The sequence below is a fragment of the Luteimonas rhizosphaerae genome, assembly GCF_002849595.1.
GTDB lineage: Bacteria > Pseudomonadota > Gammaproteobacteria > Xanthomonadales > Xanthomonadaceae > Luteimonas > Luteimonas cellulosilyticus.
In genome coordinates, this window is sequence record NZ_NRQR01000005.1 from 101,350 (window position 1) to 122,396 (window position 21,047).

The window sequence follows — 21,047 nt, forward strand, 5'->3', positions numbered from 1 at the left end:
GTTGCAGGCGGTCGTTGCGGGGATGACGTTGATCGTCTGCGTGATGGCCGCCGCGCTGGTCGGTCGCGAGGTCGTCAGCCGGGAATGGCTGGAGGCCGAAGCGGATGCCTACTGGCGGGCACGCGGCACGGACGCAGCGTATCCACCGCCGTTCGGCGTCAATCTGCAGGGCTATTTCCTGCCGGACGACGCCGACGGCGCGTTCGACAGCGTCATCGGCGGGGATCGGGCGGTGGCGAACCTGATCTGGTTCAAGGACGCCGAACCCGGCTTCTCGCGCCGCCGCGACACCGAAGGCATGCTGCTCGTGGACCGTCGCCCCGGCGGCACGCTGTATCTGGCGGCCTCGTTGTCCCTGTTCGATCGGCTGCTGGCATTGGCCGCCGGCGGCCTCGCGTTGATGACGGTGCTGACGATCTTCGCGGTCTCGTGGATGACCTACCGCACCTCCAAGCGCATGGTGCTGCCGATCCATCTGCTGGCGGCGGAAGTCAGCCGCTGGAATCCGTCCGACGACGACGAGGGCATGCCGGTCGCGGCCGAGTCGCGCGAGGATGCCGGGCGCGAGGCGCGCGCGCTGTCGAGTGCGCTCCGTGGACTCGGTGAGCGGGTCGCCGCCTTCGTCCGCCGCGAGCGGGAATTCACCCGCGACGCCAGCCACGAGCTGCGCACCCCGCTGACCGTCATCCGTGTCGCCAGCGACATGATCGCCGCCGATCCGTCGACGCCGGCCCACCAGCAGCGTCCGCTGCTGCGGATCCGTCGCGCGACCCAGGACATGGAGGCCGTCATCGATGCCTTGCTGGTGCTGGCGCGCGAACGCGGCGTGGTGCCGCAGACCGAAGTCTTCCAGGTCGTCGACATCGTCGAAGACGAGGTCGACAAGGTCCGCGCGCTGTTCGACGCCAAACAGGTCGCACTGCGCGTCGACATCCGTGCGCGCCCCAGCCTGGATGCGCCCCCGCGCGTGCTCGGCGTCATGCTCGGCCATCTGTTGCGCAACGCCTGGGCGTTCACCGAACAGGGCGAGGTCGACGTCATCGTCGACAACGACCGCATCGTCGTCCGCGACACCGGCATCGGCATGTCCGCCGAAGTGCTGCATCGCGTCTACGACCCGTTCTATCGCGCCGATCCCTTCGGCCAGCCCGGCAAGGGCATCGGCCTGTCGATCGTCCGGCGTCTCGGCACCCGGTTCGGCTGGCCGGTCACGCTCGAGAGCGTGCCGGGCGAAGGCACGACGGTCACGATCGCGCTGCAGTCATCGGACAGCTGAACCGGAACGATCGCGGCGCCGTGCGTCGACGCGGAAATCGATCCCGGGCGGTCAACTCGCACGCAAGTCATGCGTTAGCGTGACCAGTTGCCCCGACAAGACCTTCTTCATGACGATCCGCCCGACCCCGAAACCACGCCGCGGTGCCCCGCGCCTCCTGATCGCTGCCGTCGTCGTCGTGCTGCTCGGCGCGGGCGCCTGGCTCTGGCTGCAGCGCGACGCGGCCGGCGCCGAACAAGCCTGGCGGACGACGCCGGTCGAACGTGGCGACATCCGCGTCGTGATCTCGGCCACGGGCACGCTCAGCGCGACGTCGACCGTCGTCGTCGGCAGCCAGGTCTCCGGCCAGATCACCGAGGTGCTGGTCGACTTCAACGATCCGGTCGAGGAAGGGCAGGTGCTGGCGCGGATCGACCCGAGCACCTACCGCGCGCAGATCGAACAGGGCTCGGCGCAGATCGACAGTGCCCGCGCCGCGCTCGTGCAGGCCGAGGCGGCGCTGCGCAACGCCGAGCTGGACTACCGGCGCAAGGCCGACCTCGGCAGCCAGCAGCTGGTGGCCCGCAGCGACATCGACCTCGCCCAGGCGACGCTCGACCAGGCGCGTGCCCAGGCGAATTCCGCGCGCGCGCAGATCGTGCAGCAGACCGCGTCGACCCAGACCACGCGCATCAATCTCGAGCGCACCGTGATCCGCTCGCCGGTCGACGGCACGATCCTGACGCGCTCGATCGAACCGGGCCAGACGGTTGCGGCGAGCCTGCAGGCGCCGGAGCTGTTCACCATCGCCGAGGACCTGCGCAAGATGCGCATCGAACTCGCGGTCGACGAGGCCGACATCGGCCAGGTGCAGGTCGGCCAGACGGTCTCGTTCACCGCCGATGCGTTCAACGACCGTCGCTTCAACGGCACCGTCGAGCAGGTGCGGCTGGCGGCGACGACGACCAACAACGTGGTGACGTATCCGGTCGTCGTGGCCGTCGACAATGCCGACGGCACCCTGCTGCCCGGCCTGACGGTCAATGCCGAGATCGAGGTCAGCAACCGCGAGGACGTGCTGAAGATCGCCAACGCGGCGCTGCGCTACCGGCCCGCCGATGCGGCCGACATCGCGGCGGCTGCCCGGCCCGGGGGCGGCGATGCGCCGCGCGGCGGCGGACTGGCCGACGATCTCGTCGCGGCGGCGGCCGCGATGCAGCTCACCGCGCCCCAGCAGGCGGCCTTCGACAGCGCGCTCGCCACGATGCGGGAGCGGCAGCAGGCGCCGCGCGCCGGCGGCGCCACCGGTGGCCCGCGGGGCAACGGCGGTGGGCCGCCGCCCGGCATGGCGACGGGCGGCGGCGATCCCGCGGTCCAGGCGCAGATCCGGCAGCGGATGATGGACCGCTTCCAGCAGACCTTCGCCGCGTTCACGGCGACGCTCGACGCGGACCAGCGCGCGCGTTGGAACCGCACGCTGGCCTCGACCGTCGGCGCGACCCGCGTCACCGTGTACCGCCTCGTCGACGGACAGCGCGAAGCCGTGCCGGTGCGTCTGGGCGCCAGCGACGGCAGCATGACCGAGGCCTCCGGCGGCATCGCGGAAGGCGATCTGATCGTCACCGGCGAACGCGCGGCGACGCGATGAGCAGCGCCGCTTCCGACCAGGCCGCGCGGCCGCCGGTCATCGAGACCCGCGCGTTGGAGAAGGTCTACGCCGCCGGCACCGAGGCCGAAGTCGTCGCGCTCAAGGCGGTGTCGCTGTCGATCGCGCACGGCGAGTTCGTCGCGATCATGGGTCCGTCGGGGTCGGGCAAGTCGACGCTGATGAACCTGGTCGGCTGCCTCGACACGCCGACGGCGGGCCAGTACCTGTGCGACGGCATCGACGTCGCCACGCTCGACCGCGAAGCGCTGGCGGAACTGCGCCGCGACAAGATCGGCTTCGTGTTCCAGGGCTTCAACCTGCTGCCGCGCATGAGCGCGCTGGAGAACGTGGCGATGCCGCTTGGCTATGCGCGCGTGCCGAACGAGGAACGCGCCGAGCGCGCACGCGAGGCGCTGGCCGCGGTCGGGCTGGAGAACCGCGGCACGCACCGGCCGAGCGAACTGTCGGGCGGCCAGCAGCAGCGCGTGGCGATCGCGCGTGCGCTGATCAACCGGCCGCCGGTGCTGCTGGCCGACGAGCCGACCGGCGCGCTCGACACCAGGACCGGCGAAGAAATCCTCGCGCTGTTCAAGCGCCTGCGCGACGACGGGCATACGGTGGTGCTGATCACCCACGATCCTGACGTCGCCGCGCATGCCGACCGCACCTTCGTCATGCGCGATGGCGAGCTGCACGAGGAGGGCCCCTTCGACACCCGCGCCACGCACGCGCCTCCCGGAGCGTTGTCATGACCTTGCTCGACGTGCTCCGCACCGCGATCTTCGCGCTACGCGGCAACTGGATGCGCAGTGCGCTGACCTCGCTCGGCGTGATCATCGGCATCGCCGCGGTCATCGTCATGGTGTCCGTCGGCCAGGGCACGCAGGCCGAGATCGACCGCATGGTGTCGGGCCTCGGTTCGCAGCGGCTCGACATCTCGCCCGGCTCGCGGCGCACGCCCGGCGGTGCGCGTCAGGCGGGCAGCAGCTTCTTCACCTTGAACGAAGGTGACGCCGACGCGATCCGCGGCGAGATTCCCGAAGTGCAGCTGGTCTCCGGCTCGCTGCGCGGCAGCAGCCAGATCGTGTTCGCCGAGAAGAACTGGGCCAGCAGCTGGCAGGGCGTGCAGCCGGACTATTTCGAAATCAACGGCTGGACGATCGTCGACGGCTCGGGTTTCGAGCCGCAGGACTACAGCGGCGCCGGCAAGAACGTGATCATCGGCGAGACCGTGCGGCGCGAGCTGTTCGGCGAGGACAGCGGCGTCGGCCAGACGGTGCGCATCGGGCGCACGCCCTTCGTCGTGGTCGGCGTCTTGAATTCGAAGGGGCAGGGCGGTTTCGGCCAGGACCAGGACGACGTGATGATGGTGCCGCTCGAAACCGGGCGTCGCCGCCTGCTCGGCGCGATGGGCATGCCGGCGGGCGCGGTGATGCAGATCGCGCTGACGGTCGCCAACGCCGACGACCTGCCCTACGTGCAGGGCGAGGTGGAAGCGCTGCTGCGGCAGCGTCACCGCATCGCACCCGGCGCCGAAGACGACTTCAGCGTGCGCAACATCTCCGAGATCGTCGCCACGCGCACCGCGACGACGCGGCTGATGTCGCTGCTACTCGGCGCGGTCGCGACGATCTCGCTGATCGTCGGCGGCATCGGCATCATGAACATCATGCTGGTGTCGGTGACCGAGCGGATCCGCGAGATCGGCCTGCGCATGGCCGTCGGCGCCGGGCCTCGGGACGTGCGTCGCCAGTTCCTCGCCGAGGCGATGCTGCTGTCGCTCGGCGGCGGCGTGCTGGGCATCGCGATCGGGGTCGGCGGCGCCTTGCTCGTCGGTCGCTTCAGCGATCTGCCGACCGCGCTCAACAGCCAGATCGTGCTGCTGGCAGCAGGCTTCTCGATCGCCACCGGCCTGTTCTTCGGCTACTACCCGGCGCGCAAAGCGTCGCAGCTCGATCCGATCGACGCGCTGCGGCAGCAGTAGAGGACCGGCAGAAGGGGGGCGAATGCCCCCTCCTCCTGCCGACTCAGGGCAACAGGACCGGCGCGTGTCCGGCAAGCGGCCCGGCCAGCGGCCTTGGTGCCCAGAGGCATGGCCCCGGAGGCAAGTCCGCGGATGCCGGATTGTCCAGCATGCAGCCAGGCGGCCGGAATGCAGCCACAGGCTAAGCTTGCGGGCCCGCCGGCGTTCGCCGCGTTTTCCAGGTTTCCGCATGAGCCACGATCTTCCCGCTGCCCGCACCGTGCTGGTGGTCCATGGCGGCGCCGGCGTCATCGAGCGCGATGCGCTCGACGGTGCGGCCGAGCAGGCGATCCACGACGCGCTGCAGACGGCGCTCGATGCCGGAAAAGCGGTGCTGGCCGCAGGCGGCAGTGCGGTCGATGCGGTCGAGGCCGCGGTCACGGCGCTCGAGGAGTCGCCGCAGTTCAACGCGGGCAAGGGCGCGGTCTACAACGATGCCGGCCAGCACGAGCTCGACGCATCGATCATGGACGGCGTCGGCCAGCGCGCCGGCGCGGTCGCGGCGGTGACGACCGTGCGCAATCCGGTGCGGCTGGCGCGGCGGGTCATGGACCGGTCGCCGCACGTGCTGCTGATGGGCGCCGGCGCCGAAGCGTTCGCGGATGCGCACGGTGACATCGATCGCGTCGCCAACGTCTGGTTCGACACGCCGCACCGGCATGCGCAGCTGGTGCAGGCGCAGGCGCGCGAGGCCGCGGAACGGGCGGATCCCGATGCCGTGGCCGACAACCTGCGCGGCAAGTACTTCGGCACCGTCGGTGCGGTCGCGCTCGATGCGCAGGGGCGCCTGGCCGCGGCGACCTCGACCGGTGGCATGACGAACAAGAAGTGGGGCCGGGTCGGCGACTCGCCGGTCATCGGTGCCGGCACCTGGGCCGATGCGCGCTGCGCGGTGTCGGGCACGGGTTGGGGGGAGTTCTTCCTGCGCGCCGCGGTCGCGCACGACATCGCCGCGCGCATCGCCTACGGCGGGCAGTCGCTGCAGGCGGCGGCCGACGCGGTGATCGTCGACGTGGTGCCGGGTCTCGGCGGCGACGGCGGTGCGATCGCCGTCGACCGCGACGGCAACATCGCGATGCCGTTCAACACTTCGGGCATGTACCGCGGCTGGGTGCATGGCGATGGCCGTCGTGGGACCGCGATCTTCCGCGACGCCTGACGGCCACCCTCCGTGACCGGCCTCGATGCTGCCGCCCGCCGCGCCTTGCTGGTCCAGGCGCGGCGGGTGACGCGCGATCGCGCCGATGCCGAGGATCTGGTGCAGACGGTGCTGCTGGTCGCCTGGCAGGCCGGACGCAGCGAGCCCGCCTGGCTGGCCGGCGTGCTGCGTCGCCAGGCCGCGCTGGCGGTGCGCGGGACGGTGCGCCGCCGACAGCGCGAGCAGGTCGCCGGCGCCTGCGACATCGGATCGTTTCCGGTTGAAGCGGCGGACGCGTCCTCCGGGCGGATCGGTGTCGACTGGCTCCCGCCGTTGCCGCCCGCCGCGCGGCGCGTCGCCGTGCTGGTGCTGCACGGACTCGACGCGGCGGAAATCCGCTGGATCCTGCGCATCGCGCCGACCGCGCTGCGGCAGCGCATGACGTCCATCCGGAAGGCGATCGAGGCGTTGCCGCCGCCGGACCGCCGGGCGCTGCACGAGCACGTGGCGGCCCACCGCCCCGCCCGCGACGCGCGCGTGCCGGCCGGGCGCCTGCGGCCGCTGCTGCGCGCGTCGATGCGCATCGCGCCGATGCTCGGCAGCCACGATCCCGACGGACATCCGCTGCTGTTGCGCGGATCTGCTCACACGTCTGCGCCGCGCGGCAACGACAGCAGGTAACGCCCCCTTCTTCCGGAGACCGCCATGCTCACGTCCAGCAAGCTCGAGACCCTCGTCTTCTTCGTCCGCGACCTCGACCGCAGCATCGCGTTCTATCGCGATGTCCTCGGTCTGGAGGTGACCCGTCTCGATGGCCACGACGGCCCGTTCGCGACCGCCCAGGCCGGGCCGGTGATGCTGGTGTTCTTCGAGCGCGAGGTCCGGATCGGCGAAAGCCCGATCCCGGTCTTCAGTCTGGACGGCGGCATCGACGACTGCGCCGACGCGCTGGCGGCGCAGGGCGTGGAGATCGTCGTGCCGACCAGCGCCGCGCCCGATGGCGGCTGGACGCTGGACTTCCGCGATCCGGACGGCAACGTGCTGAGCCTCTACCAGCCGGGCGATGCACCGAGGCGCGCCGTCTGACCGCATGCCGGAGGGCCGGCGACTGAATGGGCGACGCGTCCCGACTAGGGTCACTCCCAGATTGAGCCGCGTGCCTGCAGGCGCGAAGGTGGGGCATCGGTCCCGGGCGCCTGCCGCGATGGACCACATGGCCCGAACCGGAGACGACACGATGACCGCAGTCGGCGGCGCGACCCACCACATCGCCTGGGGCGAGACGCTATCCGGGCTGGCGGCCCGCTATGGCACGTCGGTCGACGCCCTGATGGCAGCCAACAGCCAGATCCGCGATGCCGATCTGATCTACGCCGGATCCACGCTCGTCGTGCCCGGCGCGGCCGGTGGCTCGGCCGGCGCGGACTCCGGAGGTGGCGTCGCGGGGCCGGATGTCGTGACGGGTCCCGGCAGCGTCGGCGGCGGGCGGAACGCGGCCGCGATCGCCGAGCAGTTCATCGGCCGCAATGCCGGGGAGCTGAAATACAGCGACGAGCTGCCCATGCAGTCCTGGGTGCCGAACAACGTCAACTGCGCCAACTTCGTGTCCGCGGTGCTGCAGAACGCGGGCCTGATCGACGCCGGCCAGGCCAGCGCGTCGGTGGACCAGCTCGCGTCGAACCTCAAGGGCGACGGCTGGCGGACGACGTCGCTGCAGGCCGCGCAAGCCGGCGACGTGGTGCTGATGCAGCGCGACGGCCAGTCGCACGTGGTGTTCTTCGCCGGCTTCGAGAACGGCCGGCCGACCTTCATCGGCTCCAACAACGTCAATGCCGACGGCTCGCAGCGCATCAGCTGGGGCGGCGCGTCGGGCGATTACGAGATCATCACGCCACCGCGCTGATGGCTCAGGCGTGGGACCGCACGGGCCGACATCGCGTCGGCCCGTTTCGTTTGCGGTGCGATGCGGTCGTCAGAAGCCGAAGAGCTGGCGGGGCGCTGCGTGGCGCTCCGGCCAGGTCAGCCAGCTGACATCGGACGGACCGATCGCGTGATCAACCAGCGTCCACGCACCAGCGTCGCCGTGTTTCGCCGAAGGCGCATCCGCGCCGGGCGAAGCCGCGTGCGGTGCGGCCTGCGCCGCAGCGGCCCCGGCATCCGCATGGCCGGCAGCGCGCCCGTCCACTGGCACCTGCAGCAGGGCCACGTAGACCTCCGACATGCCGCCCTGCGCCGCGCGTTCGGCGAACGGCGTCCCCGCGTAGTCGGGCCGACCACCGTCGGCGCCGCGCAGGCTGCCCTGCAGGAACGCCCAGCGGCCGAGCCGGTCCAGCCGCTCGACCTCGACCCGCACCGTGTCGCCGAAGGCGTCGCGCACCGGCGCGGTCGCGGCCTGCAGGAGTTCGACATAACCGGCGTCGCCGGGCTGTTGCGGCGACACGGTGGACTGGGCGAATACGGCAGGCATGGCGGCTCCGAGCATCAACGCAGCGAGCGCTGCAGGGCGGGCAGGGCGCATGGGAACCTCGCGGGGGCGGCAGGTCGGGCCAGTGTCGAATGCCGCGGATTCGACCGGAGTGAACGTTCGCCTCAGCGCACCAGATACGGCTCGACGATGCCACGCCACAGCGCGTATCCCGCCGGGTTCATGTGCAGACGGTCGCCGATGAACAGGTCCTCGCGCGGCACGCCGTCGGCATCGAGCATCGGCGTGAATACGTCGATGAAGGCGACGTTGCGCTGGGTCGCGGCCCAGGTCCGGACCAGGTCGTTGGTCGCGCGCTGGGCGGCGAGCAGTTCCACGCGCGAGGGACTGGGCTTGATCGCCAGCAGTGCGATCGGCGTCGCCGGCAGATCGCGACGGACGCGTGCGATGAAGGCCTGCGTATCGGCGAGCACCTGCTGCGGCGTGCGGCCTTCGGCGACATCGTTGTCGCCGGCGTAGAGCACGATCTGGCGCGGCTGGTAGCGCACCGCGACCTCGTCGGCGTACCAGACCGCATCGCGGACCTGCGAGCCGCCGAAGCCACGGTTGAGGACCGGAATGCCCGGGAAGTCCGTCGCCAGCGTCGTCCACATCCGCACCGACGAGCTGCCGGTGAACACGATCGGCCGCGCGGGCGGCGGGGACGCGGCGTCTTCGGCCGCGAAGCGCGCCATGTCCGTCGCCCAGACGTCGGACGACACCGGATCCAGGGCGGGCGTCACGCCTTCGTCCATCGCGGACGGCAGACCCGCGCATCCGCCGAGCAGCAGCGCAACGACCAGCAGCAACGGGACGCGGGCACGCAGGATGCGGATCGACATGCGAAGTCTCCGGGAAAAGCCGGCGGCCAGTGAAACAGCCGGCCGGATGCTTTGCAAACCAGGCCGGGAACGCACTCCGCCCGGACGCCTGTGGCAAAATCGCGCCTTCGCGGCGCTTGCCGATCCTGTCCGGTCCTCCATGTCACCGATCGCCCCGCGGGCCCGCCCGGCGCGCTCCGTTCCCCGCGATGCCGCCATGCCGGTCTTGCGGGACGCGGCCGGTGACGCCTGATGGCCGACGAGACCGGGCACCTGCCGCGCAGCCCCGCGCGGATGCTCAAGGCCACGGTCTGGTCGCTGCAGGGATTGCGTGCGGCCTGGCTGCACGAGTCCTCGTTCCGGCTCGAGGTCTACGCGCTGGCCGTGATGGGGCCGTTGGCGATCTGGCTCGGCGACACCGGCATCGAACGGGCGCTGCTCCTGGGCAGCTGCCTGCTGGTGCTGGCGGCGGAGCTGCTGAATTCGGCGATCGAGGCGGTGATCGAGCGTTACGGGCCCGAGCACCACGCGCTCGCGGGCCGGGCCAAGGACATGGGCTCGGCCGCCGTGTTCGTGCTGATGCTCAACGTGCTGCTGGTCTGGGGCCTGGTGCTGGGGCCGCGCTGGACATGACGGCGCCGGGACATCCGTTCCGTACCATCGCCGCGACAAGAACACTTCACTCTAGGAATCACGTCCCATGATGGAACTGCTGACCGACCCGCAGGTCTGGATCCTGCTGATCACGTTGAGTGCGATCGAGATCGTGCTGGGCATCGACAATCTCGTCTTCATCTCGATCGCGGTCGCCAAGCTGCCGGTCGAGAAGCGCGAGTTCGCGCGCAAGTTCGGTATCGCCGTGGCGTGCATCACGCGCATCGGCCTGCTGCTGACGCTCGCCTGGCTGGCGCGCCTGACCGATCCGCTGTTCGAGCTGTTCGGACGCGGCATCTCGGTGCGCGACCTGATCCTGATCCTCGGCGGCCTGTTCCTGGTCGTGAAGGGTGCGATGGAGATCCGCGAGCAGGTCAAGGGCGAGGATCCCGAAGCCCACGGTTCGACCGGCAAGGCAGTGGCCTCGTTCGGGACCGTGATCGCGCAGATCGCGGTCATCGACATCGTGTTCTCGCTCGACTCGGTGATCGCCGCGGTCGGCATGGCCGGCGACTACATCCCGGTGATGGTCGCCGCGATCCTGATCGCGGTCACGGTGATGCTGCTGGCGGCCCAGCCGCTGGGCAAGTTCATCGACGCCAATCCGACGGTGAAGATGCTGGCGCTGGCCTTCATCGTGCTGATCGGTCTGTATCTGGTGCTCGACGGCTTCGGTATCCACATCCCGCGTGGCTACATCTACGGGTCGATGGGCTTCTCGGCCGCGGTCGAACTGTTGAACCTGTGGGCCAAGCGCAACGCGATGCGCGTCCGCGGCGAGCCGACGCCGCCGGTCGACGAGCCGACCCACCCCCTGCCGCGTTGACCCGATGACGATCCTCCACCAGATCGATCCGATCGCCGTCCACCTGCCGCAGGTGGGCCCGTTCCAGCCTTCGATCCACTGGTACGGGCTGATGTACCTGCTGGCGTTCGGCGTCGCCTACCTGCTGGGCCGCAGCCGGATCCGCGCCGGGCGCCTGCCCGGCGTCAACGTCGAGCAGTTCGGCGACCTGCTGTTCTACGGCATCGTCGGCGTGGTGCTCGGCGGACGCATCGGCTACGTGCTGTTCTACGCGTTCGGTGACCTGCTGCAGAACCCGCTGATGCTGTTCAAGGTCTGGGACGGCGGCATGAGCTTCCATGGCGGCCTGCTTGGCGTGCTGGTGGCGGCGTGGTGGTGGACGCGCCGGCAGGGCCTGCACTTCTTCGACGTCATGGACTTCGTCGCGCCGTGGGTGCCGCCGGGGCTCGGCTTCGGCCGCCTCGGCAACTACATCGGGGCCGAGCTGTGGGGCAAGTACACGCAGGCCGGCTGGGGCGTGGTGTTCCCGACCGATCCCGCCTTCCGCGGCTGGTCGGCCGAACGCCTGCAAAGCGAATTCGCGACCGGCGCGCTGGACCAGTTCGCGCGGCATCCCTCGCAGCTCTACCAGGCCTTCCTCGAGGGCCTGGTGATGTTCACGGTGCTGTGGTGGTTCTCGCGCAAGCCGCGGCCGCGCTACGCGGTGTCGGGCCTGTTTGCGCTGCTGTACGGCGTGTTCCGCTTCGTCGTCGAGTTCGTGCGTGTTCCCGATGCCGAGCTCGGCTATCTGGCGTTCGGCTGGCTGACGATGGGCCAGGTGCTGTCGCTGCCGCTGATCGCGCTCGGCCTGTTCCTGCTGTGGAAGTCGCGCAGTGCGCCCACGCTGCAGCCGGTGCCGCCCGCGGCGGCCGTCGACACAAAATAAGCGATGCATGCATCGCCCCGATTGATCCGGAGATCGCGATGAAGCAGTACCTCGATCTGCTGCAGCACGTGCTCGAGCACGGCGCCGAGAAGTCCGACCGCACCGGGACCGGCACGCGCAGCGTGTTCGGCTGGCAGATGCGCTACGACCTCAACGCCGGCTTCCCGCTGTTGACGACGAAGAAGCTGCATCTGCGTTCGATCATCCACGAGTTGCTGTGGTTCCTGCAGGGCGATACGAACGTCGCCTATCTGCGCGACCACAAGGTCAGCATCTGGGACGAATGGGCCGACGCCGACGGCGAACTGGGGCCGGTCTACGGCAAGCAGTGGCGTCGCTGGGCGACGGCCGACGGCCGCACGATCGACCAGATGCAGTGGCTGGTCGACGAGATCCGCCGCAATCCGGATTCGCGTCGTCTGGTGGTCAGCGCCTGGAACGTCGGCGAGCTGTCGGAGATGGCGCTGATGCCGTGCCATGCGCTGTTCCAGTTCTACGTCGTCGACGGCAAGCTCAGCTGCCAGCTCTACCAGCGCAGCGGCGACATCTTCCTCGGCGTGCCGTTCAACATCGCCAGCTACGCGTTGCTGACCCACATGGTCGCGCAGGTGTGCGGGCTTGGCGTCGGCGATTTCGTGCACACGCTGGGCGATGCGCACCTGTATTCGAACCACTTTGATCAGGCGCGCGAGCAGCTGACGCGCACGCCGCGCGCGCTGCCGACGCTGCGGCTCAATCCGGACGTCACCGATCTGTTCGGGTTCCGTTTCGACGACATCGCGATCGAAGGCTACGACCCGGCGCCGGCGATCAAGGCACCGATCGCGGTATGAGCGATGCGCGCGCCGTCGGTGCGTTCGTCGCGACGCTGGTCGTCGCGGGCTGTCAGCAGATGCCCGTGCGAGGTGACGTCGAATCGGCAGCCGCTTGCGCCGGGGCGTCGCCGGTCGATGCCGCCGCGACGTTCTACCGGCAGGTCGTCGCCCTGGATCCCCGTGGGCTGCCATCGGCCGACGCGATGCGCACGCTCGGCCCGCTGCTGACGTCCGGCATGCGGGCCTCGATCGCAGGCGCGCGTCTGCGGCAGCAGAGCGACATCGCCGCATCGCCGGACGACAAGCCGTCCTTCATCGAAGGCAGCCTGTTCACCAGCCTGTTCGAAGGCCCGACCGCCGTGCTGTCGGCGGCGGCGGATCCCGCTGCGCCGACGCGCGTGGCCGTCGAGCTGGCCCATGCCGGGCAGGGCGATGCGCGCTGGCGCGACCATGCGCTGATGCGCTGCGAGGACGCGCAGTGGCGCGTCGACGACATCGCGTTCGGCGGCGACTGGGACTTCGCGTCGACCGGTCGCCTGCGCGCCACGCTGGACGCCGAGTGAGCCGGCCCGCCCTGGTCCTCGTCGCGGCGCTGGATCGCCATCGGGCGATCGGCCGCGGCAATGCGATGCCCTGGCACCTGCCCGACGACTTCCGCCACTTCAAGGCGTTGACGATCGGCAAGCCGGTGCTGATGGGGCGCAAGACTGCCGAATCGCTGGGGCGTGCCTTGCCGGGGCGTCGCAACCTCGTCCTGACGCGCAGCGGCGCGGTGCCCTTCGCGGGCATGGAAGCGGTCGCTTCGCTCGATGCGGCGCTGGCGCAGTGCGCCGCCGCCGACGAGCTCTGCGTCATCGGCGGCGGCGAGATCTATGCGCTGACCCTGCCGCTGGCGACCCGTCTGCACTTGACCCACGTCGATACCGTTGTCGACGGCGCCGATGCGTTCTTCCCCGCGTTCGACGCCGTCCGGTGGCGCGAGGTCGCGCGGACGACGCACCCGGCCGACACACGGCATGCGGTGGCGTTCGACTTCGTGGAGTACGTCGCGGTCTGACTGTCGGCAGACCGCAGGGACGATGCACCGATGCCGATGTCCGTGGTCCGGAACGCGCAGGCGTAGACGCCTCAGCGCGGCGGCGTCACGTCCCGCCCGGGCACCTGGACGATGCGCAGGCTGTCGGCATCAAGCTGCAACGCGGTCAGCTTGCCGCCCCACACCGCGCCGGTGTCGAGCGCGTGCACGCCGTGGCCGATGAACAGGCCCAGCGTCGACCAGTGGCCGCAGACGATCTTGAGGTCGCGCTCGGCGCGGCCGGGCACTTCGTACCAGGGGTAGAGGCCGGGCTGCTGGGTGCCGGGCACGCCCTTTTCCTCGAACGCGATGCGTCCGCGCGGCGCGCAATAGCGCATGCGGGTGAAGACGTTGATGATCGCGCGGTCGCGGTCCGGTCCCGCGAGCCGCGGCGACCGCGCCGGGCGGCCGCCGTACTTGCTCTTGTGCAGCTTGCGGTAGCCGATGCCACGCAGCTTGCGTTCGATCTCGCCGGCGTGCTGCACCGCGAGTTCGGTGGTCCACTGCGGCGCCAGACCGGCGTGCAGCATCATCCAGCCGAGCGCACGGTCCACGTGCAGCAGCGGGCAGCCGCGCAACCAGTCCAGCAGCACGTCGCGGTCGTGCGCGAACAGCACGCCCTGCAGGTCGGCATTGACCTTGCGCTGGTCTTCCTCGCGGCGCTCGGCGATCGCCAGCAGCGACAGGTCGTGGTTGCCGAGCACGCTGACCACGTTGTCGCGCAGCGAATGCACTAAGCGCAGGGTTTCGATCGATTCCCCGCCGCGGTTGACGAGGTCGCCGCAGAACCACAGCGTGTCGGCCGCCGGGTCGAAGCGGATCGCATCGAGCAGGCGTTGGGTCGGGCCGTAACAGCCCTGCAGGTCGCCGATGGCCCAGATCGCCATCAGTGCAGGGTTCTGGGAATCGACAGCGTGAACGGCGGAATCGGCGCATCGAAGTGCGCGCCATCGTCGCCGAGCATGTCGTAGCTGCCTTCCATCGTGCCGACGGCGGTCTTCAGCACCGCGCCCGAGGTGTAGGTGAACGCTTCGCCGGGCTCGAGCCGCGGCTGCTCGCCGACGACGCCGTCGCCGCGGACTTCCTCGACCCGGCCGTGCGCGTCGGTGATGATCCAGTGGCGCGACACGAGCTGCGCCGGCCGGCGGCCGACGTTGCGGATCTGGATCGTGTAGGCGAACACGTACCGGTCGTCGTCCGGCTTCGACTCGTCGTCGAGGAAGCGCGTGGCGATCTGGATTTCCAGTGTGTAGTCGGCGGTTTCGTCCATGTGCGCCCAGTGTAGCCGCCGGGACTGAATCCTTCGACTACACGGCCGGCGGCTGGTTGGCGAGACGCACGAAATCGGCGACCGCGAGCTGCTCGGCGCGCAGCTGCGGATCGATGCCGGCGGCGAGGATGAAGTCGGCGTCGCAGAGTGTGCTCAGCGCGTTGCGCAGGGTCTTGCGGCGTTGGCCGAAGGCCGCGCGGACGAGGTTGGAGAAGCGCGCGCGGTCGTCGATGCCGATGCTCGCCGGCGGCCGGGGACGCAGACGCACGACGGCCGAATCGACCTTCGGCGGCGGATGGAATGCGCCGGGGCCCACGGTGAACAGCGCGGTGACCTCGCAATAGGCCTGCAGCATCACGCTGAGGCGGCCGTAGACCTTGCTGCCGGGACCGGCGGCCATGCGCTCGACGACTTCCTTCTGCAGCATGAAGTGCATGTCGACGATGGCCGGCGCGTGGTCGAGCGCGTGGAACAGGATCGGCGACGACAGGTTGTAGGGCAGGTTCCCGACGAGCCGGATCGGCGTGCCGTCGGCGAGTGCGGTCAGGTCGACGTCGAGCACGTTCGCATGCACCAGCGTCAGCGCGCCGTGGGCAGCGGCCTGGGCGGTCAGCGGCGCGAGCAGGTCGCGGTCGAATTCGATCGCCGTCAGCGCGCCGTGCCGGTCGAGCAGCGGGAAGGTCATCGCGCCCTGGCCGGGACCGATCTCGACGATGCGGTCGCCGGGTGTCGGCGCGATCGCGAGCACGATCTTGTCGATGACGCCGCGTTCGTGGAGAAAGTTCTGGCCCAGTGACTTCTTCGGCGGCGCGCCGAAGCTGCCGGGTGCGGACGGGGTGTGACGGCTCATGGCGGGGAACTCGAAGTAGACGACGGCACGTGCGACCCGGTGCGGGGCCTCATGCCAGCCGCGTGCCCAGCGGCACGTCGGAATCGGGGATGCACAGCGTGACCGCGCCATCGGCGTCGTGGAAGCCGGTGACCAGGCACTCGGACATCATCGGTCCGATCTGCCGCGGCGTCAGATTGACCACGGCGACGACCAGGCGGCCGACGAGATTCTCGGGCGTGTAGCGGTCGGTGATCTGCGCGCTGGACTTGCGCACGCCGATGGCCTCGCCGAAATCGACATGCAGGATGTAGGCGGGTCGACGCGCCGCCGGAAACGGCGCCGCCGACAGGACCCGGCCGACGCGGAGTTCGACCCGGGCGAAATCGTCCCAGCCGATAGCCGGCAGGGCACCGGGCGACGCGCCGGCGCTCACGACGCGTATGCCATGCGCTGGCGGGCGAGTCGCGCGCACTGGTCGATCGCGGCGAACAGGCTCGACGGATCCGCCTGGCCGGTACCGGCCAGCGGCAATGCCGTGCCGTGGTCGACGGCGACGCGCGGGTAGGGCAGGCCGAGGGTCAGGTTGACCGCGGATTCGAAGCCGCTGAACTTCAGCACCGGCAGGCCCTGGTCGTGGTACATCGCCAGGACCGCGTCGACCTCTGCGAGCCGCGCCGGCAGGAAGGCGGTGTCGGCGGGCAAGGGGCCGAGCAGGTGCAGAGCATCGGCGCGCAGCCGATCCAGCACGGGCGCGATGACGTCGCGTTCCTCGGTGCCGAGATGGCCGTCCTCGCCCGCGTGCGGGTTGAGGCCCAGCACCGCGATCGTGGGGCGTTCGATGCCGAAATCGGTACGCAGCGCGCGGTCGACGATCCGCAATACGCGCTCGAGAAGCGCTGCGGTGATCGCGTCGGGCACGGCGCGCAGCGGCAGATGCGTCGTGGCCAGCGCGACCCGCAGGGTCGGGCTCGCGAGCATCATCACGACCTCGCAGCCGGCATCGTCGGCCAGCAATTCGGTCGTGCCGGTGTAGGCGATGCCGCCCGCATTGATGGCGGCCTTGTGCACCGGACCGGTCACCAGGCCATCGAAGCGACCCTGGCGGCAGCCGGCGGCCGCGTGCCGCAGGCCATCGATGACGCTGTGGGCGTTCTCGGGTGCGGGGGTTCCGAACGCGGGCAGCCGCGCATGCGGCAACTCGATCAGGCGCAGGGTGCCGGGCGGGGCATCGACCGTTTCGGCATCGACCAGGGTCAGGGCCAGGCCGATGGCCTCGGCCGCGCGCATCAGGGTGGGGCCATCGCCGATCGCGACCAGATCGGCATCGCAGCCGCGCCAGGCGGCGCGCACGCACAGTTCCGGTCCGACGCCGGCCGGCTCACCCGGGACCAGCGCCAGCCGGGGACGCGACATCAGCCGCCGCCGACCTCGGGATCGGCGTCGGGACCGGTGCGGACGCTGATGTAGGCCTCGCCGCGGAGTTCGCGGACGTAGCGGTCCCATTCTTCCTCCAGCTTGCGCTGGCCGATCGACTCGCGCACCTGGGCGCGACGGGTGTTGTCGGTGGCGCTGGACTGGCGCGAGCCGGTGCGCTGGACGATGTGCCAGCCGGCCTGGGTGCGGAAGGGCTGCGAGACCGCGTCGTCGGACAACGCAGCGACTTCGGCGCCGAATTCGGGGCCGAACTCGTCCTGCGTGAACCAGCCGAGGTCGCCGCCGCGTTCCTTGCTGCTGTTGTCTTCCGATGTCTCGGTCGCGACGGTCGCGAAGTCGGCGCCGCCCTCGATGCGCGCGCGCAGGGTGTCGATGCGGGCACGCGCCTCGCTGTCCTGGCCGGCCGGGGCACGGATCAGGATGTGACGCGCCTGGTACTGGGTGACGCTGCCGGCGCCGCCCTGGCCGTCGCCCTCGCGGGTGTCGACCAGCTGCAGCAGCTGGAAGCCGCTGGGACCCCGGATCGGGCCGATGATCTGGCCAGGCTCGAGGCCGGTCATCGCCGACGCGAACGCCGCCGGGATCTCATCGACCCGGCGCCAGCCCAGATCGCCGCCTTCCAGCGCGTTCGGGCTGTCGGAGTAGCGCACTGCGGCGGCTCCGAATTCCATCTCGTTGCGGTCGAGCAGGCTCTTGATGCCATCGACCTTCTGCTGGCCGGTCTGGATCTGCTGCGGCGTCGCGCCTTCGGGCAGGGCGACGAGGATATGCGCCAGGCGGTACTGCACGCCGCCCGACTGCGCGGCCAGCGCGGTGTCGACCTCGGCGTCGCTGACCGACACGCGGGTCTGCGCGAAGCGCTGGCGCATGCGCTGGATCATCAGCTCGTCACGCAGCGAGGCGCGGAAGTCGTCGAATCCCATGCCGTCGCCGGCGAGCTGCTGGCGCAGCTGGTCCATCGTGAAGTTGTTCTGCTGGGCGATGCCGGAGATCGCGGCGTCGACTTCCTCGTCGCTGACGTTGACGCCGGTCTGCTGGGCACGCGCGGTCTGCAGGCGCAGCAGGATCAGGCGCTCCAGGACCTGGCGCTCGAGGATTTCGCGCGGCGGCAGCTGGTCCTGGCGCGTGGCGTACTGGCCCTGGATGTTGGCGACCGCACGTTCGAGTTCGCTGGCGAGGATGATGTCCTCGTCGACGACCGCGGCGATTCGGTCCAGCGGCTGGACCTGCTGGGCATGCGCGACGGACGCGAACAGCGCGGCAGCGACCGCCAGGGAATGGAGGAGTGTTTTCATTGGCTCAGGCCCGGGGCGAGGGTTTCATCGTCGTCGCTGTTGCGAAGCTCGGACGGCGGCACGAGGTAGAGGTCGTCTCGGTAGTAGCCGAGAATAGCACGGCGCAAACGGTCTTCCGTGTTGGGGCCGGCCGAGCCGAGACCCTTCAGTTCAAGTTCGAACATGATCGCGTTGTTCAGCTCCCCCTGGCGATTGCGCAGGTAGCGACGCGCCACGACCCGGGCCGCGAGACAGCAGCTGTCCCACTGGAAGCCGGCAATGCCTTCGAGCATGCGATTGTCCGTCAGCGAGTAGTAGTACCGCCCGATGACGCTCCACGCCGGCGAGATCGGGTACAGGAACGAGAGATCCGCCTGCTCGATCAGGTCGCCACGGCTGCGATAGGAGAAATTCGCGATGCCTTCGTCGCCGATCAGATAGCGCGAGCGCAGGCTTGCCAGATCTTCCTGGCGGCTCTTCGGATCCCACTGGTAACTGGCGCCGATGGTCCAGCGATCGTTGACGGCATAATTCGTATCGGCCACCCAGGCCGAGCGGCCGCGCTCGATCGGTGCCCGGTTGGGGAGCGTCACGCGCGAATCGTCCAGATAGATGATCTGCCCCAGATTCGCGGATAACTTTTCCATGCCGTCCGATTCTCGGATCAGGCGGGTGCTCGTGGCCAGGGTGATCTGGTTCGCATCGGCCTGACGGTCGGCGCCGGAGTAGCGGTTGTCGCGGAAGAGCTGGCCCCAGCTGAAGGTCAGGTCGCGCGTGTCGAAGACGGGCAGGTCCGTCTGGTCCCGGTACGGCGTATGCAAGAAAAAGACCCTGGGCTCGAGCGTATGGAGGAACCGCTCGCCCCGGAAGCTGGTGTCCCGGTCGAAGAACAGGCCGGCGTCGACGGACGCGATCGGCAGGACCCGGCTGGGCGAATCGTTGACGGAATCAAGGCGATTTGCGCGTGCAACCTGCTCCGCAAGCTCGTTCGATAGGTCGTATCCGGTATAGCGCCAGGCCACGGTCGGCCGTACGAACCAGCTGGCGCCCTCTATCGGCATACTGATATAGGGCTTGACGTCGACACGTGCCCCCCCGGGGCGTGCATCGGAATCCGTATGACTGAACTTCGTCGCCTGAGCGTCCAGGCCAGCGACGAATCGGCTGCCAACAGGCTGTTCCCAGCTGACCTGGGCGTAAGGCAGACGGTGGTAGGCAAGCCGGCTGTCCGCGAGCGTGTAGTCCGTGAGTTGATAGTAGTCGGCGCCGATCGCCGCGTTCCAATATAGGCCGCGCCCGAACACGCCCAACGTGCTGCGCGTGGATGTGCTGGAGATGCCGTCGATGTTGTTGCTGAAATCCTCCAGGTACCTCGGGTCGCTCATGTACGTCAGGTTCGCGCGGGCCTGCCAGCCTCGGGTCAATGCCTGGCGACCACTGTAGCTGAGCATGAAACGGTCCTCCTCGCGCCGGTTCTGGGCGATCGGTACCTCCACCAGCTCTAGCTCGCGGTCGTCGACCGTCAGCCCGTCGGACGGCAAGACGTTGAAATCGAATTCGCCCTGGCCGCCGTCGTTGAGGTAGCGGAATTCCGTCGCCAGGCTCACGCCGCGCTTGCTCATCCAGCGCGGCTCCAGCGTCATGTCGTAGTTCGGCGCCAGGTTCAGATAGATCGGCTGGCTGTAGTCGAAGCCGTTGCGCCCGGACTGCGAGATACGCGGGAACAGCAGGCCGGACAGGCGGCGTTCGTCGATCGGGAAGCGGAACCAGGGCACGTACAGCACCGGCACCTTGCCTACTCGCAGCGTGGCGCCGCGCGCAGTGCCCATGCCCATGTCGGTGTCGATGTCGATCTGCTTGGATTTGAGCTCCCACCAGCGGTCGCTGGGCGGGCAGGTCGAGTACGTCGAACCGAGCAGCGCGCCCTGGGTGCCGTCCATGCGGATCTCGTCGGCGCCGCCGTTGCCGCGTCGCGCGGTCAGCTGGTAGCGCACGCGATCCATCTTGTACGACTCGGCGAGGGTGTCGCCCTCGAGCCGGTCGGCGACGACGCGCATGCCGCGGTCCTGGTAGCGGACGTTGCCGCTGGCGACGAAGGTGCCTTCTTCCTGCGAATAGTCGAGGTTGTCGGTGCCGAGGAACTGGTCGCCGCGGCGCAGCGTCACGTCACCGGTGACGTTGGCGTTCTGGCCGCTGATGCCCGACAGCTCGTCGCCGTCGATATCGGTCGGCTGGTTCTCGCGATCCTCGACCGAGCCGACCGGGGCCTGCGCGTCCGCGAACATCGGAACCGAGTCCTCGATCGGGCACAGCGCCCAGTAGTTCGGACGGAGCTCGTCATCGGCATGGGCGGCGAGGGAAGCGGCGATGCAGAACGGAAGGGGAAGCAGACGAAGGGCGGTGCGCACGGGCAATCCGTTCAGCGGGAAAACGGGCGCCAGCATGCCGCATCCCCGAAGGTGCGGCAATCCAGCGCCGGCGCGCGCCGTTCACGTGTCGCGCGGCGCGGAATCGCGGGTGTGCGCTTCGGCCCGCTTCAAGCTGAATGGAAGTCGCGCGCGGGCCCGAACGCCGCTCGAAACCGGCGGGTTCGCGACGCAACAGGCGGGAATTT

The 21,047-nt window shown here is 69.8% G+C and carries 22 protein-coding genes and 1 pseudogene; 14 read left to right on the top strand and 9 right to left on the bottom strand.

The features are described from left to right. The first annotated feature begins 22 nt into the window (after window positions 1-22). The 8 genes from CJ022_RS02760 to CJ022_RS02795 all read left to right on the top strand — a co-directional run bounded on the left by CJ022_RS02760 (window position 23) and on the right by CJ022_RS02795 (window position 7,967). The gene (locus tag CJ022_RS02760) at window positions 23-1,276 is read left to right on the top strand and encodes a sensor histidine kinase (RefSeq protein ID WP_158238331.1); all 1,254 of its coding nucleotides are present in this window, start codon (window positions 23-25) and stop codon (window positions 1,274-1,276) included. 109 nt (window positions 1,277-1,385) lie between these two features. Further along, window positions 1,386-2,903, top strand: coding sequence for an efflux RND transporter periplasmic adaptor subunit (locus tag CJ022_RS02765; protein ID WP_101925171.1), 1,518 nt, complete (start codon window positions 1,386-1,388; stop codon window positions 2,901-2,903). After that, window positions 2,900-3,655, top strand: coding sequence for an ABC transporter ATP-binding protein (locus CJ022_RS02770; RefSeq protein ID WP_101925172.1), 756 nt, complete (start codon window positions 2,900-2,902; stop codon window positions 3,653-3,655). The genes CJ022_RS02765 and CJ022_RS02770 overlap by 4 nt, the downstream gene beginning before the upstream one ends. Next, window positions 3,652-4,887, top strand: coding sequence for an ABC transporter permease (locus tag CJ022_RS02775; protein ID WP_101925173.1), 1,236 nt, complete (start codon window positions 3,652-3,654; stop codon window positions 4,885-4,887). The genes CJ022_RS02770 and CJ022_RS02775 overlap by 4 nt, the downstream gene beginning before the upstream one ends. 229 nt (window positions 4,888-5,116) lie before the next feature. Continuing rightward, complete coding sequence (locus CJ022_RS02780; protein WP_101925174.1) at window positions 5,117-6,085, top strand: isoaspartyl peptidase/L-asparaginase family protein; 969 nt, start codon at window positions 5,117-5,119, stop codon at window positions 6,083-6,085. A 12-nt stretch (window positions 6,086-6,097) separates the two neighbouring features. After that, entirely contained in the window at window positions 6,098-6,745 is a 648-nt protein-coding gene (locus CJ022_RS02785) for an RNA polymerase sigma factor (RefSeq protein ID WP_101925175.1), read from the top strand. 24 nt (window positions 6,746-6,769) lie between these two features. Further along, window positions 6,770-7,150, top strand: coding sequence for a VOC family protein (locus tag CJ022_RS02790; protein ID WP_101925176.1), 381 nt, complete (start codon window positions 6,770-6,772; stop codon window positions 7,148-7,150). A 151-nt stretch (window positions 7,151-7,301) separates the two neighbouring features. After that, a complete protein-coding gene (locus CJ022_RS02795) occupies window positions 7,302-7,967 on the top strand; it encodes a LysM peptidoglycan-binding domain-containing protein (RefSeq protein WP_199171420.1) in 666 nt (221 codons plus the stop codon). A gap of 69 nt (window positions 7,968-8,036) precedes the next feature. Here CJ022_RS02795 and CJ022_RS02800 read toward each other — a convergent pair whose 3' ends face one another. Next, window positions 8,037-8,531 carry a hypothetical protein gene (locus tag CJ022_RS02800; RefSeq protein ID WP_143703861.1) on the bottom strand — a complete coding sequence of 165 codons (495 nt, stop codon included), beginning with the start codon at window positions 8,529-8,531 and terminating at the stop codon, window positions 8,037-8,039. Between the two features lie 122 nt (window positions 8,532-8,653). After that, a complete protein-coding gene (locus CJ022_RS02805) occupies window positions 8,654-9,370 on the bottom strand; it encodes an SGNH/GDSL hydrolase family protein (RefSeq protein WP_101925179.1) in 717 nt (238 codons plus the stop codon). A gap of 231 nt (window positions 9,371-9,601) precedes the next feature. On the opposite strand from CJ022_RS02805, the gene CJ022_RS02810 reads away from it, so the two are divergent. From CJ022_RS02810 to CJ022_RS02835, 6 genes are all read left to right on the top strand, one after another. Next, window positions 9,602-9,982 carry a diacylglycerol kinase gene (locus CJ022_RS02810; RefSeq protein WP_101925180.1) on the top strand — a complete coding sequence of 127 codons (381 nt, stop codon included), beginning with the start codon at window positions 9,602-9,604 and terminating at the stop codon, window positions 9,980-9,982. Window positions 9,983-10,049: 67 nt separating this feature from the next. Next, window positions 10,050-10,829, top strand: a complete 780-nt coding sequence (locus CJ022_RS02815) for a TerC family protein (protein WP_101925181.1) — start codon at window positions 10,050-10,052, stop codon at window positions 10,827-10,829. A 4-nt stretch (window positions 10,830-10,833) separates the two neighbouring features. Beyond that, complete coding sequence (gene lgt, locus CJ022_RS02820; RefSeq protein WP_101925182.1) at window positions 10,834-11,733, top strand: prolipoprotein diacylglyceryl transferase; 900 nt, start codon at window positions 10,834-10,836, stop codon at window positions 11,731-11,733. Between the two features lie 38 nt (window positions 11,734-11,771). Next, window positions 11,772-12,566, top strand: coding sequence for a thymidylate synthase (locus CJ022_RS02825; RefSeq protein WP_101925183.1), 795 nt, complete (start codon window positions 11,772-11,774; stop codon window positions 12,564-12,566). Further along, window positions 12,563-13,111: a YqhG/Tai3 family protein gene (locus CJ022_RS02830; protein ID WP_101925184.1), complete on the top strand. Its 549-nt coding sequence runs from the start codon at window positions 12,563-12,565 to the stop codon at window positions 13,109-13,111. Before CJ022_RS02825 ends, CJ022_RS02830 begins: the two co-directional genes overlap by 4 nt. Window positions 13,112-13,122: 11 nt before the next feature. Further along, the gene (locus CJ022_RS02835) at window positions 13,123-13,605 is read left to right on the top strand and encodes a dihydrofolate reductase (protein WP_101925253.1); all 483 of its coding nucleotides are present in this window, start codon (window positions 13,123-13,125) and stop codon (window positions 13,603-13,605) included. A gap of 77 nt (window positions 13,606-13,682) precedes the next feature. Here the strand turns inward: CJ022_RS02835 and CJ022_RS02840 are convergent. The 7 genes and pseudogenes from CJ022_RS02840 to lptD all read right to left on the bottom strand — a co-directional run. Beyond that, window positions 13,683-14,510: pseudogene (locus CJ022_RS02840) on the bottom strand (symmetrical bis(5'-nucleosyl)-tetraphosphatase); the annotation flags it as partial. Continuing rightward, on the bottom strand, window positions 14,510-14,893 hold the full coding sequence (apaG, locus tag CJ022_RS02845) for a Co2+/Mg2+ efflux protein ApaG (protein WP_101925186.1): 384 nt from the start codon (window positions 14,891-14,893) through the stop codon (window positions 14,510-14,512). The gene apaG and the pseudogene CJ022_RS02840, both read right to left, overlap by 1 nt. A 37-nt stretch (window positions 14,894-14,930) precedes the next feature. Further along, window positions 14,931-15,743, bottom strand: a complete 813-nt coding sequence (rsmA, locus tag CJ022_RS02850) for a 16S rRNA (adenine(1518)-N(6)/adenine(1519)-N(6))-dimethyltransferase RsmA (RefSeq protein ID WP_101925187.1) — start codon at window positions 15,741-15,743, stop codon at window positions 14,931-14,933. A gap of 49 nt (window positions 15,744-15,792) precedes the next feature. Then, entirely contained in the window at window positions 15,793-16,158 is a 366-nt protein-coding gene (locus CJ022_RS02855) for a tRNA-binding protein (RefSeq protein WP_343125124.1), read from the bottom strand. Then, on the bottom strand, window positions 16,155-17,138 hold the full coding sequence (gene pdxA / locus CJ022_RS02860) for a 4-hydroxythreonine-4-phosphate dehydrogenase PdxA (RefSeq protein ID WP_101925188.1): 984 nt from the start codon (window positions 17,136-17,138) through the stop codon (window positions 16,155-16,157). Before pdxA ends, CJ022_RS02855 begins: the two co-directional genes overlap by 4 nt. Then, window positions 17,138-18,454, bottom strand: coding sequence for a peptidylprolyl isomerase (locus tag CJ022_RS02865; protein ID WP_101925189.1), 1,317 nt, complete (start codon window positions 18,452-18,454; stop codon window positions 17,138-17,140). The genes pdxA and CJ022_RS02865 overlap by 1 nt, the downstream gene beginning before the upstream one ends. Then, entirely contained in the window at window positions 18,451-20,877 is a 2,427-nt protein-coding gene (lptD, locus tag CJ022_RS02870) for an LPS-assembly protein LptD (protein WP_101925190.1), read from the bottom strand. Before lptD ends, CJ022_RS02865 begins: the two co-directional genes overlap by 4 nt. Window positions 20,878-21,047: the final 170 nt, after the last annotated feature.